At 53.1% G+C, this 15702-nt stretch carries 13 protein-coding genes; 9 read left to right on the plus strand and 4 right to left on the minus strand.

Annotated elements, in window-relative coordinates; translation table 11 throughout:
* Nucleotides 1-4 precede the first annotated feature (4 nt).
* From dnaN to gyrB, 3 genes are read left to right on the plus strand one after another with little or no spacing between them, the layout of a single operon-like run.
* Entirely contained in the window at nucleotides 5-1105 is a 1101-nt protein-coding gene (gene dnaN, locus NXT09_RS17830; RefSeq protein WP_005976672.1) for a DNA polymerase III subunit beta, read from the plus strand.
* A 49-nt stretch (nucleotides 1106-1154) separates the two neighbouring features.
* A complete protein-coding gene (gene recF, locus NXT09_RS17835) occupies nucleotides 1155-2240 on the plus strand; it encodes a DNA replication/repair protein RecF (protein ID WP_010281217.1) in 1086 nt (361 codons plus the stop codon).
* A gap of 18 nt (nucleotides 2241-2258) precedes the next feature.
* On the plus strand, nucleotides 2259-4676 hold the full coding sequence (gyrB, locus tag NXT09_RS17840; RefSeq protein ID WP_268580746.1) for a DNA topoisomerase (ATP-hydrolyzing) subunit B: 2418 nt from the start codon (nucleotides 2259-2261) through the stop codon (nucleotides 4674-4676).
* A gap of 140 nt (nucleotides 4677-4816) precedes the next feature.
* Here the strand turns inward: gyrB and NXT09_RS17845 are convergent, their stop codons facing one another.
* On the minus strand, nucleotides 4817-6007 hold the full coding sequence (locus NXT09_RS17845; protein ID WP_205549519.1) for an MFS transporter: 1191 nt from the start codon (nucleotides 6005-6007) through the stop codon (nucleotides 4817-4819).
* Between the two features lie 163 nt (nucleotides 6008-6170).
* On the opposite strand from NXT09_RS17845, the gene NXT09_RS17850 reads away from it, so the two are divergent.
* Nucleotides 6171-6539: a GFA family protein gene (locus NXT09_RS17850; RefSeq protein ID WP_095701036.1), complete on the plus strand. Its 369-nt coding sequence runs from the start codon at nucleotides 6171-6173 to the stop codon at nucleotides 6537-6539.
* 49 nt (nucleotides 6540-6588) lie between these two features.
* Here the strand turns inward: NXT09_RS17850 and NXT09_RS17855 are convergent, their stop codons facing one another.
* A complete protein-coding gene (locus NXT09_RS17855) occupies nucleotides 6589-8592 on the minus strand; it encodes a methyl-accepting chemotaxis protein (protein ID WP_370690965.1) in 2004 nt (667 codons plus the stop codon).
* 265 nt (nucleotides 8593-8857) lie between these two features.
* The gene (locus NXT09_RS17860) at nucleotides 8858-9871 is read right to left on the minus strand and encodes a LacI family DNA-binding transcriptional regulator (RefSeq protein WP_268580800.1); all 1014 of its coding nucleotides are present in this window, start codon (nucleotides 9869-9871) and stop codon (nucleotides 8858-8860) included.
* A 211-nt stretch (nucleotides 9872-10082) separates the two neighbouring features.
* Here NXT09_RS17860 and NXT09_RS17865 point away from each other — a divergent pair, with 211 nt between their 5' ends.
* From NXT09_RS17865 to yidA, 5 genes are all read left to right on the plus strand, one after another.
* On the plus strand, nucleotides 10083-10388 hold the full coding sequence (locus tag NXT09_RS17865; protein ID WP_039485150.1) for a PTS sugar transporter subunit IIB: 306 nt from the start codon (nucleotides 10083-10085) through the stop codon (nucleotides 10386-10388).
* Nucleotides 10389-10404: 16 nt separating this feature from the next.
* Nucleotides 10405-11718: a PTS sugar transporter subunit IIC gene (locus NXT09_RS17870; protein WP_268580747.1), complete on the plus strand. Its 1314-nt coding sequence runs from the start codon at nucleotides 10405-10407 to the stop codon at nucleotides 11716-11718.
* The gene (locus NXT09_RS17875) at nucleotides 11708-12034 is read left to right on the plus strand and encodes a PTS lactose/cellobiose transporter subunit IIA (protein ID WP_268580801.1); all 327 of its coding nucleotides are present in this window, start codon (nucleotides 11708-11710) and stop codon (nucleotides 12032-12034) included. Before NXT09_RS17870 ends, NXT09_RS17875 begins: the two co-directional genes overlap by 11 nt.
* A 33-nt stretch (nucleotides 12035-12067) precedes the next feature.
* Nucleotides 12068-13510 (plus strand): 6-phospho-beta-glucosidase, encoded by a 1443-nt coding sequence (locus tag NXT09_RS17880; protein WP_268580748.1) that lies wholly within the window; start codon nucleotides 12068-12070, stop codon nucleotides 13508-13510.
* A gap of 291 nt (nucleotides 13511-13801) precedes the next feature.
* Complete coding sequence (gene yidA, locus NXT09_RS17885; RefSeq protein WP_010281188.1) at nucleotides 13802-14617, plus strand: sugar-phosphatase; 816 nt, start codon at nucleotides 13802-13804, stop codon at nucleotides 14615-14617.
* A 145-nt stretch (nucleotides 14618-14762) separates the two neighbouring features.
* Here yidA and NXT09_RS17890 read toward each other — a convergent pair whose 3' ends face one another.
* Entirely contained in the window at nucleotides 14763-15659 is an 897-nt protein-coding gene (locus NXT09_RS17890) for a LysR substrate-binding domain-containing protein (protein ID WP_205549526.1), read from the minus strand.
* Nucleotides 15660-15702 lie beyond the last annotated feature (43 nt).

Here is a 15702-nt window from a genome sequence, read left to right on the forward strand (position 1 = left end):
CACTATGAAATTTATTGTTGAACGCGAACGTCTGTTAAAGCCATTACAACAGGTCAGCAGCCCGCTGGGCGGCCGACCGACTTTACCGATTCTGGGCAACCTGCTGATTCAGGTGACGGAAGGCGCGCTGTCGCTGACTGGTACCGATCTGGAAATGGAAATGGTAGCGAAGGTTGCGCTGACGCAGCCGCATGAGCCGGGTGCCACGACCGTCCCTGCCCGCAAACTGTTTGATATTTGCCGGGGTCTGCCGGAAGGCGCGGAAATCACGATTATGCTGGATGGCGATCGCATGCTGGTGCGCTCTGGCCGCAGCCGTTTCTCGCTGTCCACGCTGCCCGCAGCGGATTTCCCTAATCTGGACGACTGGCAGAGCGAGGTTGAATTCTCTCTGCCGCAGGCGACGATGAAGCGTTTGATTGAAGCGACGCAGTTTTCGATGGCGCATCAGGATGTCCGTTACTACCTCAACGGTATGCTGTTTGAAACCGAAGGCGAAGAGCTGCGCACGGTCGCGACCGATGGTCACCGTTTGGCGGTTTGCTCTATGCCGGTTGGACAATCTTTACCGTCACATTCGGTGATCGTGCCGCGTAAAGGCGTGATGGAGCTGGTGCGTCTGCTGGATGGCGGTGATACCCCGCTGCAGCTGCAAATCGGCAGCAACAACATTCGCGCGCATGTCGGCGATTTCATTTTCACCTCAAAGCTGGTTGATGGTCGCTTCCCGGATTATCGCCGCGTATTGCCGAAGAACCCGGATAAAACGCTGGAAGCCAGCTGCGATCTGCTCAAGCAGGCCTTTTCCCGTGCGGCGATTTTATCGAATGAAAAATTCCGCGGTGTGCGTCTGCATCTGATTCAGAATCAGCTCAAAATTACTGCTAACAACCCAGAGCAGGAAGAAGCGGAAGAAATTCTGGATGTGCAGTACGACGGCACCGAGATGGAAATTGGCTTTAACGTTAGCTACGTGCTGGATGTGCTGAACGCGCTGAAGTGCGAAGGGGTGCGTTTACTGCTGACCGATTCCGTTTCCAGCGTGCAGATCGAAGATAGCGCCAGCCGGGCGGCGGCCTATGTCGTCATGCCAATGCGGTTGTAGAATTATCGGGCAAGTTTACTTGCCCTTTCATCATTAAGATAACTGCAACATGGCTCTTACTCGTCTTCTCATCAAAGATTTCCGCAATATTGAGGCGGCCGATCTGGCGCTGGTTCCCGGCTTTAATTTTTTAGTGGGTGCCAACGGCAGCGGTAAAACCAGCGTGCTGGAAGCGATTTATACGCTAGGGCACGGGCGGGCGTTTCGTAGCATTCAGGCGGGGCGCGTGATTCGTCACGATCAGCCCGAATTTGTACTGCATGGTCGTATTGATGGTACGGAAACGGAGCGATCCGTTGGGTTAAGCAAAAACCGTCAGGGCGACAGCAAGGTACGGATTGACGGCAGCGACGGCCATAAAGTCGCTGAACTGGCGCAACTGCTACCGATACAGCTGATCACCCCGGAAGGATTTACCCTGCTCAACGGTGGCCCGAAATTTCGCCGCGCCTTTCTCGACTGGGGCTGTTTCCATAATGAACCCGGCTTTTTCGCGGCCTGGAGCAACATGAAGCGTTTGTTGCGCCAGCGTAATGCGGCGCTGCGTCAGGTGAGTCACTATGGGCAGCTTAGAGCCTGGGATCAGGAACTGGTGCCGCTGGCGGAACGTATCAGCGAATGGCGTGCGCAATACAGCGCGGCGATTGCCAATGATATCGCCACGACCTGTACGCAATTTTTGCCTGAATTTTCTCTCAGTTTCTCTTTCCAGCGCGGCTGGGATAAAGAAAGTGAGTATGCAGAACTGCTGGAACGGCAGTTCGAACGCGACCGTATGTTAGGTTATACGGCGCTGGGGCCGCATAAAGCCGACTTCCGCATCCGCGCCAGCGGCGTGGCCGTCGAGGATATGCTGTCCCGTGGTCAGCTAAAGCTGCTGATGTGTGCGCTGAGGCTGGCTCAGGGTGAATTTCTCACCCGTCAGAACGGACTGCGCTGTCTGTATCTGATCGATGATTTTGCTTCCGAACTGGATAGTACCCGCCGCCGTTTGCTAGCCGAACGGTTAAAAGCCACCCATGCACAGGTTTTTGTCAGCGCAGTCAGCGCTGAACAGATAGAGGACATGGTTGGTGAAAAGGGCAAGATGTTCCGCGTAGAACAGGGTAAAATAACGGTTCAATCACAGGACTAAAATGAGCGAGAAACGTTGATGTCGAATTCTTATGACTCCTCAAGTATCAAGGTATTGAAAGGGCTGGATGCGGTACGTAAACGCCCAGGTATGTATATCGGCGATACGGACGACGGTACCGGCCTGCATCACATGGTATTCGAGGTTGTGGACAACGCTATCGACGAAGCACTCGCTGGCTATTGTAAAGACATTATCATCACCATCCATGCTGATAACTCAGTATCGGTGCAGGATGATGGCCGTGGTATTCCGACCGGTATTCACGAAGAAGAAGGTATCTCTGCGGCTGAAGTCATCATGACCGTGCTGCACGCGGGCGGTAAGTTCGATGATAACTCGTATAAAGTCTCTGGCGGCCTGCACGGCGTAGGGGTTTCCGTGGTTAACGCCCTGTCAGAAAAACTGACGCTGGTTATTCACCGCGACGGGAAACTTCACGAACAAACCTATAAACACGGCGTGGCACAGGCACCGCTGGCTGTTACGGGTGAAACCAACAGAACCGGTACGACGGTGCGCTTCTGGCCGAGCCATGAGACGTTCACCAACGTGGTGGAATTCGAGTATGAGATTCTGGCTAAGCGTCTGCGCGAGCTGTCGTTCCTGAACTCCGGTGTTTCTATTCGCCTGATCGACGAGCGTGAGAAAGATAAAGCCGATCATTACCATTATGACGGCGGCATCAAGGCGTTTGTTGATTACCTGAACCGTAACAAGACGCCAATTCACCCGAACGTGTTTTATTTCTCGACGGTGAAAGATGACATCGGCGTGGAAGTGGCATTGCAGTGGAACGATGGTTTCCAGGAAAACATTTACTGCTTTACCAACAACATTCCACAGCGCGACGGTGGTACGCACCTGGCCGGTTTCCGTGCCGCGATGACCCGTACGCTGAATACCTACATGGATAAAGAAGGCTACAGCAAGAAAGCCAAAGTCAGTGCCACTGGTGACGATGCGCGTGAAGGGCTGATTGCCGTGGTTTCCGTGAAAGTACCGGATCCGAAATTCTCCTCGCAGACCAAAGACAAGCTGGTTTCTTCCGAAGTGAAAACCGCTGTTGAATCGCTGATGAATGAGAAGCTGGTGGATTATCTGATGGAAAATCCGTCAGACGCCAAAATCGTGGTCGGTAAAATTATTGATGCTGCCCGTGCCCGTGAAGCGGCGCGTAAAGCACGTGATATGACACGCCGTAAAGGTGCGCTCGATCTGGCTGGCCTGCCGGGCAAACTGGCGGACTGTCAGGAACGTGACCCGGCGCTGTCTGAACTGTACCTGGTGGAAGGGGACTCTGCGGGCGGCTCTGCCAAGCAGGGGCGTAACCGTAAGAACCAGGCGATTCTGCCGCTGAAGGGTAAAATCCTGAACGTTGAGAAAGCCCGTTTTGACAAGATGCTTTCCTCACAGGAAGTTGCGACGCTGATCACCGCGCTGGGCTGCGGCATTGGCCGTGATGAATACAACCCGGATAAACTGCGCTACCACAATATCATCATCATGACCGATGCTGACGTGGATGGTTCGCACATCCGTACTCTGCTGTTGACCTTCTTCTATCGTCAACTGCCTGAAATTGTTGAGCGTGGTCACGTGTATATTGCTCAGCCGCCGCTGTACAAGGTGAAAAAAGGCAAGCAGGAACAGTACATTAAAGATGATGAAGCGATGGATCAGTACCAGATCATGCTGGCACTGGACGGCGCGACGCTGCACACCAATGCACAGGCTCCTGCGCTGGCGGGTGAACCGCTGGAGAAACTGGTTTCTGAACATTACGCCGTACAGAAGATGATTGGCCGTATGGAGCGTCGCTTCCCACGTGCGTTCTTGAACCGCTTGATTTATCAACCAACGTTGGCTGAAGCCGATTTGGGCGAGCGTGAAAAAGTACAGGCGTGGGCGGAATCGCTGGTTAGCAGCCTGAACGAAAACGAATTGCACGGCAGCACATACAGCTTTGTCATTCACCATGATGAAGAACGCGGCGTATTTGAACCGGCGCTGCGCGTGCGTACGCACGGTGTGGATACCGATTATCCGCTGGGTGCAGGCTTCGTTGCGGGCAGCGAATACCGCAAATTGAATCAGCTGGGCGAAAAACTGCGTGGACTGATTGAAGAAGATGCGTACATCGAACGTGGCGAGCGTCGTCAGCCCGTTGCCAGCTTTGAGCAGGCGCTGGAGTGGTTGGTAAAAGAATCCCGCCGTGGTTTGACCGTACAGCGTTATAAAGGTCTGGGTGAAATGAACCCGGATCAGCTGTGGGAAACCACGATGGATCCGACCAGCCGCCGCATGCTGCGTGTGACAGTGAAAGACGCGATTGCTGCTGATGAGTTGTTCACCACGCTGATGGGTGATGCCGTTGAACCACGTCGTGCGTTTATCGAAGAGAACGCCCTGAAAGCGATGAATATCGATATCTGATTCGGTCTACGTTGTTATCGTTATCTAAGCCAGCTCCCTGCGGAGCTGGCTTTTTTTATGGCGAGCTTCCTGCCCGCCACCCTTTGGGCCGTCGCAAGCGACGTTGAAAAACGTTCCCTACGTTTTTTTATATCTTTTTATCAGGCCAGCGCACGTCGTTTGGCGCTGCGCATTTCTTGTAGCAGCGTGATGAAAGACGTGATCAGCATAAAGATAACGGCAGACCAGAAAATGGCGTGAGGATGGCCGTGATCCAGCAGCCAGCCGAACAGCACTGGTCCTGCGGCACCGCCAATGTTGAAGCCAGTGGAGACAATCCCAAACACTCGTCCTTCCGCGCCCGGTGGTGAGGCGGCGCGCACTAGCATATCCCGAGAAGGGGCAATCATGCCGGAGAGAAAACCCGCAGCGGCCAGCAACGGCACGAGCACAACGGTGGGTAAGGAATACATGGCAACGATACTGACCAGCACAGCGGTGACAGCCAGTGCCGCCGTCGCCACCAGCCCGTGGCGCTTGGTTTTATCCGCGAGTGAGCCGCCAGCCAATACGCCAAAGGCGCTGGCGAACAGGAACGCGGTCAGCGCTACGTTAGCCTGTGACAGCGACAAATCGTAGCCTGTGACTAACGCTGTCACCGAGAAGTTCTGAATCGAGCCCGTACTTAAATTCAGCAACAGGAACAAAATCAGCAGCGCCAGAATCGGCAGCGTGAAAACGGGCGCGCGCGATTTGCTCGGCTGGGTATCTGTTGCTGCCGCAGGTTTCACTCGGATGGGCTCATCGCGATCCGTCAGAAGCAGCGGTATCGTCAGCAAGCCGAGGACGCCGGAAACGATGAATGCGCTACTGATGCCGGAAAAGGCGGCAACGGACAGCAAAATACCGGGCGCAATCGCGGTGCCCAGAAAGCCGGAAAACGTATGCACCGAGAACGCCCGGCCCATGCGCTTCTCATCAATCCCACGCGACAGCAAGGCGTAATCCGCCGGATGGTAAACCGCGTTCGCTACCCCAGCGAGCCCCATCGCGGCGACCAGCCAAACGTAGCTACCTGAGAAACCGAGTGAGAGAAAACAGAGGCTCCCGAGCGTGATCCCGGCGGTTAACGTGCGGCGCGCGCCGATGCGGTCCACCATAAAGCCAATCGGCGTCTGTACGCAGGCGGAGACAATGTTGAATACGCTGAGCGCAAACCCGAGCTCGACAAAGCTGATATCGCGCTGGGCTGACAGCAGCGGAATGAGCGCGGGCAGCACCATCATATGGAAATGACTCACCAGATGCGCTGATGAGATTTGCGCCAGTAGCGGTAGTTTTATGAATTTCATGTTGTTTTTGCAGCTTACAGGTCTGTAGATTTTATTATCGTGAGAGCTGGCGCAGGAACAGGGCGTCACTCCCTGGCAAATGGATCATAAGGTTAGCATATTATTTATATCATCTATGGCGAATATTGATACCCGCCTTTGCGGCAGGATAGGAGAGAACGACATGACGATAAAATCGTATTTGGGTGGGTGCTTATGTGGTCAGATTCGGTTCAGAGCGACGGGTGAACCGGGTAACCCACATGCCTGTTCCTGCACCTACTGTCAGCAGCATTCCGGTGCACCAACGCTACTGTGGGTTGAGTTTCCCCGAGCTGCGGTTGAATGGATTGGCGAAGGCGGAGAGCCTGCGCGCTATCGCTCGTCCGACTACTCCAGCCGGGCTTTTTGTCCGCACTGCGGCAGCACGCTGGGGGCGATTGATGATGAGCCGACCATTGCGCTGACGATTGGGAATTTCGATGAGAAAAACAGCCCAGAGCTGAAGCCAACGTCGCATTCGTTCGAGGATTGCTGCCCACGCTGGGAATAACGCACGGGCCGTTTCCGGCCCGTGCGGGGGAGTTGAAGAAGAGTGGTGATTACGAGAGCTTAAATACCAGCACCGTTTGCGCGAGCTGTCTGGCCTGCTCTTCCAGCGATGCGGCTGCTGCCGTGGCTTCCTGTACCAGCGCGGCGTTCTGCTGGGTAACGCCGTCCATCTCGTGAACCGCCTGCGTTACTTGGCTGATCCCGCGCGATTGTTCATCCGATGCTGAGACAATCTCGTCCATGATGTCTTTTACCGACGTGACGGCACTCAGCATTTCCTGCATGGTCTCACCGGCGTTCTGAACCAGCGTGACGCCGCTATCGACACGGCTGGCGGACTCCGTAATCAGCGCGGTGATGTCTTTTACGGCACTGGCGCTACGCTGCGCCAGGTTACGGACCTCGTTAGCAACAACGGCAAAACCGCGCCCTTGTTCGCCCGCTCTGGCGGCTTCCACCGCCGCGTTGAGTGCCAGAATATTGGTCTGGAACGCGATGCCGTTGATGATGCTGGTAATGTCGGCAATCTTCTTCGAACTGTCGTCGATCTCACTCATAATGTGGACAACCTGACCGACTATCTTGTCACCTTTCTGAGCGATCTGCGCGGCATTCTGCGCCAGCGTTGTGGCGTTATGGGCATTATCCGCATTCTGTTTCACCGTTGCCGTAATCTGTTCCATGCTGGCAGCGGTTTCTTCCAGAGCTGCCGCCTGCTGCTCGGTGCGGGAAGCCAGATCGGTGTTGCCTGCTGCAATTTCCGTCGCACCGTGGCTGACAGATTCGCTGGTGCTAATTAGCTGCTCTGCGATATCTCTCAACTGCGTCTGCATGGCGTTCATGGCGTAAAAAATACTGCTGTCGTCCTTCGGTTGCACAGGGATGGTCTGTGTTAAATCCCCTTGTGCCACGGACAGAGCAATCTGCGCGGCCTGAGTGGGCTCACCACCGATAGGGCGCACGACCTTGCGGTTAAAGATGATGCCCAGCACACCGGAAACCACCACGATGCTCAGTATCATAAGCAGCAGGCCCACGTTGCGCTGCTGCACCGTTTCCGCCATCACCACATTGACGGGGGTGGACAGGCCGAGCATCCAGGGCGTACCGGTATTGCCGATGGTGACTGGCACATACACGTTAAACGCCGGCGTGTTCAGCACGGCATTGTCACGTTCGATCTGATAAGACTGACCTGTGGTGACATGCTCAAGCAGCGTTGGGTCGTTTTCAATTTTCTTGGTTATCCGGGCTTTGTCAGGATGAGAAATGTAGGCACCGGTGTGGGACAGCAACTGAGCGTAGCCCGTGCCTTCATAGGGCTTGATGTTGTTGGTGAGCTGTTGCAGCGTATCCAGCGAAAAGTCCGCGGTGACGGAGCCGTAAAATTTGTTGTTGATAATGATGGGTACGGCAATGGAGGTCAGCAGAACATCGACGCCGTTGTAAGGGTAGCTATACGGTTCCAGAATCACCTCTTTCTGGAGTTTCTTCGGCAGCAGATAGTAGTCGCCGCTGCCGGGCGTTTCATAATCCAACAGAGTATGCAGAGCAACGTTGCCTGCGGTATCGCGATCGACATAACGGACGAAGCGACCTTGCGGATCCTGATCGGGTTGGCCAGCGTACTCCCTATCTTTGCCGTCAAACGCATCGGGTTCCCACGCCAGCGACATTGAAAGGAAATCGGGGTGACTCTTCAGCGCATTCTTCAGCAGCGTCTCAGCGGTTTTTCGGTCGGCGTTGCCTGCTTCTTGCAGGCTGACAACGCTCTGCACCAGATTGCGCGCCGCATGTAACGCGACATCCAGCTTTTGCTGAATAAGATAGCTGTTGGTATACGCCGTTTGCTCAAGATACTGCTGTGCGATGGTTTTTTGCTGCTGGCCAGATTGCCAAATCAGCAGGCCAATAGTGAGAATAAAACCGAGTGCGATAGTGGTGACGCCCGCCAGGAGCATCAGCATACGTGTGCTGAGCTTTCTTTTTGACGCTGTTGGCGAGGTGTGAATGGATGGATTGCTGTGGTTAACCGGTAACAGTGTTGTAGACATATGCGTAATATCCCCTGGGATATAAGCGCCCGTAGGCACCTTTTTTTCATAAAAGAATCAATCGATTGTCTTCCTTTCTGTTTTTGGGCCATTCCCTTGCGCGACTCGTCATTATTTGTGATGTAAGTCACAAATAAATTATCGGCGAGAAACAATATCTCTTTAGGATGTTCACGAAAATGTCACAAATCAGCGAGGGCATAACTTGGTATCGCTGTGAACGGACAGAACAGTGAGGCAGGGTGCCTCACCGTGTGAGTGAGGATTAGGCGGCAGGGCCTTTGCTGACGGAATCGCGGATAATCAATTCGCCCTTGAAGGCTGGCGCAGACGCAACGGTTTCACCCTCCAGTCGGCACAGCAGTTTCTCAAGGGTATAGCTGATCATCTCGGCGACGGGCACATGCACGGTAGTCAGGGGTGGGTAGAACCATGATGCCATCGGTAAATCATCGAACCCCAACAGCGAGACATCCTGCGGAATCGCGAGGCCGTGTTCGCGCAGCGCTTTGGCTGCGCCAATCGCCATATCATCATTGCTGGCGACGAGGGCACTAAAGGTGGCAGACCGCTGAAGCAGGATTTGTGCTGCCGTATAGCCGCTGTCATGGGTCCAGTCGCCTGGCGCAACCAACCCGTCATTATAGGGAATCTCGTTTTCCTCCAGCGCTTGCCGATAGCCCGCCAGTCGGCTTGTGCCGGTAGGGGAGTTCGCCGCTCCGCAGACAAAGGCGATATCACGGTGGCCCTGTGCAATCAGGTAATTGACGGCATCATGGCAGTGCTGTCGGTGATTGGCGCAGATGCCATTATCGCCGTGCTGATGCAGTGTGCGGTTCACGACCATGATCGGCTGATCGTGCTGTTCGATAATCTCTTCCAGTTCATTCGTAGAGAGAAAACGCGGATAGATAATGACGGCATCGCAGCGTAAATCGAGCAGGAATTGGATTGCTTCGCGCTCTTCTTCCGCGCTGTGCTTGCCATCCGCCATGATGAGCTGTCGCCCGTATTTCTCCGTCATGGTTGCCGTTTGGAACAGCAATTCGCTGAAATAGGGGCCGCTGTACAGCGTGTTGGTCACAACCAAACCAATGATTTGCGACTTGCTCGTGGCGAGCTGGCGCGCCAGCAGGTTGGGCCGGTAGCCGATCTCTTCAATCGCTTGGAATACCCGATCCCGCGTGGTTTTACTGACGTAGTTATTCCCTGTCAGCACGCGTGATACGGTGGCTTTGGATACACCGGCTTTTTTCGCTACATCGAGCATGGTTACCATCGTACTTTCCCGTTCTCCTGTACTGCCTGATATCGTCATTATAGGGAAAAATCCTCCTTTTTTATCACCAATAACAAGTGTAGGGATAAAAATATTCCCCGATTGCGCTATTTATGATCGCCTTCAAAAAATAGTAAAAACAATATGAAACCGGTTGCATATTATTTTGTGTCTTGCTTGAATAATAAAAAAACGGACGGTGAGGTGCAGTATGAATAAGATTTTACTCTGTTGCGCAGCAGGAATGTCTACCAGCATGCTGGTACAGCGGATGGAAAAGGTCGCCGAGAAAAATGCGATCGCTGTTGAGATAAAAGCCGTGGGTTTTGAAGAGTTTAATGAGCTGATTGATCAATATGACTGCTGCCTTTTGGGGCCGCAGATTAAGTATAAATTACCTGAATTCAAGGTGATAGCTGACGAGAAAGCGAAGCCGATTGCGGTCATTAATATGGTTGACTACGGCATGATGAATGGGGAAAAAGTCCTCAATGATGCCCTGGCGATGATCAATTAGTATAACGGGAGGAATAATGAGTAAATTAAGCGAGTCATTATTCAGCGTTATCGAAAACCGTATTAGCCCAATTGCAGCAAAACTCTCTAGTCAGCGCCATGTTGTAGCAATTAAAGATGGCTTCATTGCCTCTATGCCGTTTTTAATTGTCGGCTCTTTTATGATGTTATTCGCTCATCCACCTTTTAGCCCGAATAGTGAATGGGCTTTTGCGCAGTGGTGGCTGGGGATGGTGGAACGCCATGGCGAACAAATCATGATGCCCTATAACATGACGATGGGCATTATGGCGGTATATATCACCAGCGCCATCGCTTATAACCTGGCGCAGAGCTATAAAATGAACGGTTTTATGGCGGCGAGTCTGTCGCTGATGTCGTTCATGGTGGTGGCGGCTCCGCAAATCGACAAAAGCCTGCCGGTTGGGTCGCTGGGCGGTGAAGGGATTTTCACCGCGATTATCGTAGCGATCTATTCGACTGAGCTGATGCATTTTTTGCAGAAGCGCAATATTGGTATCCGCCTGCCTGAACAGGTGCCGCCGAAAATTCGCCAGTCTTTCGATCTGTTGATCCCAATCCTTGCCATCTTCCTGACGCTTTTCCCACTTAGCCTGTTTATGCAAAGCCAGTTTGGCATGCTGTTGCCGCAGGCGATCATGGCCGTCTTCGCGCCGATTATCTCGGCATCCGACTCGCTCCCCGCCATCCTGATCGCGGTGCTGCTCTGCCACCTGCTGTGGTTTGCCGGGATTCACGGCGCGGTTATCGTCGGCGGCATTTTGCAGGCGTTCTGGCTGACCAACTTAGGGATCAATCAGGAAGCGTTTAACGCGGGCGCACCGATCACCAAAATCTTTATTGAACCCTTCTGGCAGTTCTTCATTACGGTGGGCGGCTCGGGCGCGACCATGGGGCTGGTCTTCCTCTATCTGCGCAGCCGTTCTGCCCACCTGCGCTCCATCGGCAAGCTGGCCGTGGTGCCTAGCATGTTCAACATCAATGAACCGGTGATTTTTGGTTCGCCTGTCGTGATGAACCCGCTGCTGTTCATCCCGTTTATTACCGCGCCGCTGGTGAACGCCACCCTTGCCTATATCGCGTTAAAAACCGATTTGGTGCACCGCGTGATTTCTCTTGCGCCCTGGACAACGCCGGGCCCGATTGGCGCCGCCTGGTCTACGGGATGGGACTGGCGTGCGGTGGTGCTGGTGGGGGTACTGATTGTCGTCTCGTCCTTAATCTATTACCCCTTCTTCAAAATGTATGAACGTCAGCTGGTCGCACAAGAAGTGGGGACGGCAGAGGAGGCAGTAAGTGATGCTCGATGAAACGACAGTAACGGAACTGATTATCTATGCGGGAGAGGCGCGTTCCAGCTCAATGGAGGCACTGAGCGCCGCCAGAAAATATGACTGGGACAAGGCTGAGGAACTGCTGAACACCGCTTCCGTTGCGGCGCGCAAAGCCCACCAAATTCAGACGGCCTTGATTGGTGCCGATGAGGGCAGCGGGAAAATCCCGGTCAACCTGATTCTGGTTCACGCGCAGGATCACCTGATGAACGCGATGCTATGCCGTGAACTGGTGGAGGAGCTGATTCAACTGCATCGGGAAATCTCCACCCTTAAACAGCTTATCAATTAATAGTATGCAAACCTGAAATGAGAAGGAAATAACATGTCTGTTCAACAATTACCGAAAGACTTTCTGTGGGGCGGCGCGGTAGCGGCGCATCAAGTTGAAGGTGGTTGGGATCAAGGCGGCAAAGGCGTCAGCATTTGTGATGTCCTGTCCGGCGGTGCCCACGGCGTTGACCGTGTGATTACCGATGGCGTACAGCCTGGTGTCAGTTATCCAAACCATCAGGCGGTGGAGTTCTACTCTCACTATAAGCAGGATATTGCCCTGTTCGCCGAAATGGGCTTCAAATGCTTCCGCACCTCGATTGCCTGGACACGTATTTTCCCCAATGGCGATGAGCTGGAGCCGAATGAAGCAGGCCTGCAATTCTATGACGACCTGTTTGATGAGCTGCTGAAATACAACATTGAGCCAGTGATTACGCTGTCTCACTTTGAAATGCCGCATCATCTGGTTAAGCAATATGGCGGCTGGCTGAACCGTAAAGTGGTGGATTTCTTTGTTCGCTACAGCGAAGTAGTCATGAAGCGTTACCAGTCCAAAGTGAAATACTGGATGACCTTCAATGAGATCAACAACCAGCGCAACTGGCAGTATCCGCTGTTTGGCTACTGCTGTTCCGGCGTGATTTTTACCGATCACGACAAGCCAGAGCAGGCGATGTACCAAACGCTGCACCACCAGTTTGTTGCCAGTGCGAAAGTGGTGAAACTGGGTCATGAAATTAACCCGAATTTCAAAATTGGCTGCATGCTGGCGCTGGTGCCGATCTATCCGTGGTCATGCCATCCGGATGACGTGATGTTTGCACAGGAAGCGATGCGTGAGCGTCACCTGTTCGGTGACGTGCAGCTGCGCGGTTACTACCCGTCTTACATCCTGAAAGAGTGGGCGCGCAAAGGCTATCAGATTGATATGCAGCCGGAAGATGAACAGACGCTGCGCGAAGGCTGCACGGACTATCTGGGCTTCAGCTACTACATGAGCAGTGCGGTGCAACTGTCGGCGAAAGGCCAGAAAAAAGAAGATGCGATCACGGGCTTTGACGGCGGCGTGAAAAACCCGCACGTGAAGGCATCGGAATGGGGCTGGCAGATCGACCCGGTTGGCCTGCGCTATACGCTGAACAGCTTCTACGAGCGTTATCAGAAACCGATGTTCATCGTCGAAAACGGTTTTGGCGCGGTAGACAAAGTGGAAGCCGACGGCAGCATTAACGATGATTACCGCATCGAATACCTCAAAGCGCATATCGATCAGATGAAGAAAGCTGTCATCGAAGACGGCGTGGAGCTGATGGGTTATACCCCGTGGGGCTGCATCGACTGTGTGTCCTTCACTACGGGTCAGTACAACAAACGCTACGGTTTCATCCACGTAGATAAACACGACGACGGCACTGGCACGTTCAAGCGCTCGAAGAAAAAGAGCTTTGACTGGTATAAGAAGGTGATCGCCAGCAACGGCGCCGAACTATAACGGCTATATGTTAAACCTATCTGTAGAACGGAAACGGGATTAACGGAATAGAAGAGTAAAGCGTTTGCGCCATGGATGGCGCAATCCGAGCTTACAGGGACGTACTTGCAGCGTCTTTACGATCTATCCGTTACTCCCGCTCTACGGACTTTGTCAGCAACCTCAGCCGTGCTTAACCGCACGGCTTTTTACGTTGCGCGTCATACGCCTGTCACCCTGCTGTATTTCACTAACGACTTCATCGCTGAATCGCGTTAGCATGAAAATAGATAACTTGATGCTGGAAAAACTATGTCTGTAAAACTGATCGCTATTGATATGGACGGGACGTTGCTGACGCCCCAAAATCAAATTTCACCTGCGGTAAAAGCCGCGATTGCCGCCGCCAGAGAGAAAGGCGTGCAGGTGGTGCTGGCTACCGGTCGCCCTTATATCGGCGTCGAACGCTATTTGATGGAGCTGGATTTGCAGCAGGAAGGCTGTTACTGCATCACCAATAACGGTGCGCTGGTGCAGCGTACGGTCAACGGTGACTGTGTGGCGCAAACGGCGCTGAGCTTTGACGATTATCTCTACTTCGAAGCGCTGGCCTGCAAACTGGGCGTCCATTTCCATGCGCTGGACTTCAATTTCGTCTATACCGCCAATAAAGATATCAGCCCTTACACCATTCACGAATCTCACCTGACCGGGATGCCGTTGAAGTATCGTGCGGTTGAAGAAATGGATCGCAGCCTGACGTTCCCGAAAGTGATGATGATTGATGAGCCAGAGATCTTGGATCGCGCTATCAGCCAACTGCCACCGGAAGCCTTTGAACGCTACACCATCATGAAGAGCGCCGAATACTATCTGGAGATTCTGGATAAGCGCGTCAACAAAGGTGAAGGCGTGAAGATGCTGGCAGAGCACCTCGGCATTCCACGTGAAAGCGTCATGACGCTGGGCGACCAGCAGAACGATCTGGCGATGATTCGCTATGCGGGTATCGGCGTCGCGATGGGCAACGCTATCGACGAAGTGAAAGAAGCTAGCCAGTTCGTCACCAAAACCAACATGGAAGACGGCGTCGCTTATGCGATCGAGAAATTTGTGCTGAATGCCTGATTAGAGCGATATAAATTGGAATAGCCATCAATGATGGCTATTTTTATTTAAAATAATAACCCTGGTATTTAATTTTTATAAATTCCTTCCCCAGTAGTCATTATTCAATAAATACATTAATAAAAATAACGGCTTTGGCTGGAAATTATTTTAATTCCAGACTACTCGCTATTTTTTCTTTCATAACCTGAGTGATGTGATTCACCACCTGGCTGCGGGGAATTTGCGGCGGATAAACCGCGCAATACGCCATTTTTATATCAGGATTGAAAGGCTTAACGATAACTGGCGAAGGGCTGTTCAGGGCGGTGATAAAATCTACCACGCCGATGCCGACGTTTCTTGAAGCCAGCACGCAGCAGTTAGCCATTGAGGTTTCGATGGGGTTATGCAGATAGATCTGCTCTTTTCTGGAGGAAATGTCGAGCTGCGCCCGCAGCGGTGTGGTTCTTCCCGGCAGAATAGCACGCGTACCGGCCAGGTCGGCAAGCGTCACTTCATCCGCCGTGGCAAGCGGGTGATCCACCGCTAACACCGCGACAGCACTGGCGTCAGCTAGTGGTTCAGCTTCCAGCCCTTTGATGCCTGGCTGGCCAAAAATAAAGCCGACGTCGTAGTGGTTTTCAGAAATTGAGCTCGTAATATGGCTGCTGCTTTCGATGTCTAAAAACAGGGAAAGATCGGGGTATTTCTTGAGTAAGGTAGGGAGAACCTGGTCTGAACACAGAAACGAGAGCGCCTGAACGGCGGCGATGCGCAGCACGCTGCCCTTGGCGTGGCGAATTTCATCCGCAATCATCCCTATGTGATCCAACCCCAGATAAAGACGCTCGACTTCGCGATACAGCTTCATCGCCTCTGCGCGTGGAATCAGGCCGCGCCCGTCCCTATCGAACAGCTTAAGATTCAGCGCGTCTTCAAAGTCCTTAATCAGTCTGCTGACCGCAGGCTGGGTGATGTACATCATGTTGGCGGCAGCGGTGATGCCTCCGGTGAGGATGACTTTATGAAAGGCTTCAACCTGGCGGGGATTGATACGCATGCTCGTCACCTTAAAACATAACATTTGGTTATCAATTTAACAC

Origin of the sequence: Pectobacterium jejuense (assembly GCF_026800125.1) — a bacterium.
GTDB classification, from domain to species: Bacteria; Pseudomonadota; Gammaproteobacteria; order Enterobacterales; family Enterobacteriaceae; genus Pectobacterium; species Pectobacterium jejuense.

Coding starts and splice junctions, on each gene's coding strand:
- dnaN (WP_005976672.1), top strand. CDS start 5: ATGAAATTTATTGTTGAACGCGAACGTCTGTTAAAGCCATTACAACAG.
- recF (WP_010281217.1), top strand. CDS start 1,155: ATGGCTCTTACTCGTCTTCTCATCAAAGATTTCCGCAATATTGAGGCG.
- gyrB (WP_268580746.1), top strand. CDS start 2,259: ATGTCGAATTCTTATGACTCCTCAAGTATCAAGGTATTGAAAGGGCTG.
- NXT09_RS17845 (WP_205549519.1), bottom strand. CDS start 6,007: ATGAAATTCATAAAACTACCGCTACTGGCGCAAATCTCATCAGCGCAT.
- NXT09_RS17850 (WP_095701036.1), top strand. CDS start 6,171: ATGACGATAAAATCGTATTTGGGTGGGTGCTTATGTGGTCAGATTCGG.
- NXT09_RS17855 (WP_370690965.1), bottom strand. CDS start 8,592: ATGTCTACAACACTGTTACCGGTTAACCACAGCAATCCATCCATTCAC.
- NXT09_RS17860 (WP_268580800.1), bottom strand. CDS start 9,871: ATGGTAACCATGCTCGATGTAGCGAAAAAAGCCGGTGTATCCAAAGCC.
- NXT09_RS17865 (WP_039485150.1), top strand. CDS start 10,083: ATGAATAAGATTTTACTCTGTTGCGCAGCAGGAATGTCTACCAGCATG.
- NXT09_RS17870 (WP_268580747.1), top strand. CDS start 10,405: ATGAGTAAATTAAGCGAGTCATTATTCAGCGTTATCGAAAACCGTATT.
- NXT09_RS17875 (WP_268580801.1), top strand. CDS start 11,708: ATGCTCGATGAAACGACAGTAACGGAACTGATTATCTATGCGGGAGAG.
- NXT09_RS17880 (WP_268580748.1), top strand. CDS start 12,068: ATGTCTGTTCAACAATTACCGAAAGACTTTCTGTGGGGCGGCGCGGTA.
- yidA (WP_010281188.1), top strand. CDS start 13,802: ATGTCTGTAAAACTGATCGCTATTGATATGGACGGGACGTTGCTGACG.
- NXT09_RS17890 (WP_205549526.1), bottom strand. CDS start 15,659: ATGCGTATCAATCCCCGCCAGGTTGAAGCCTTTCATAAAGTCATCCTC.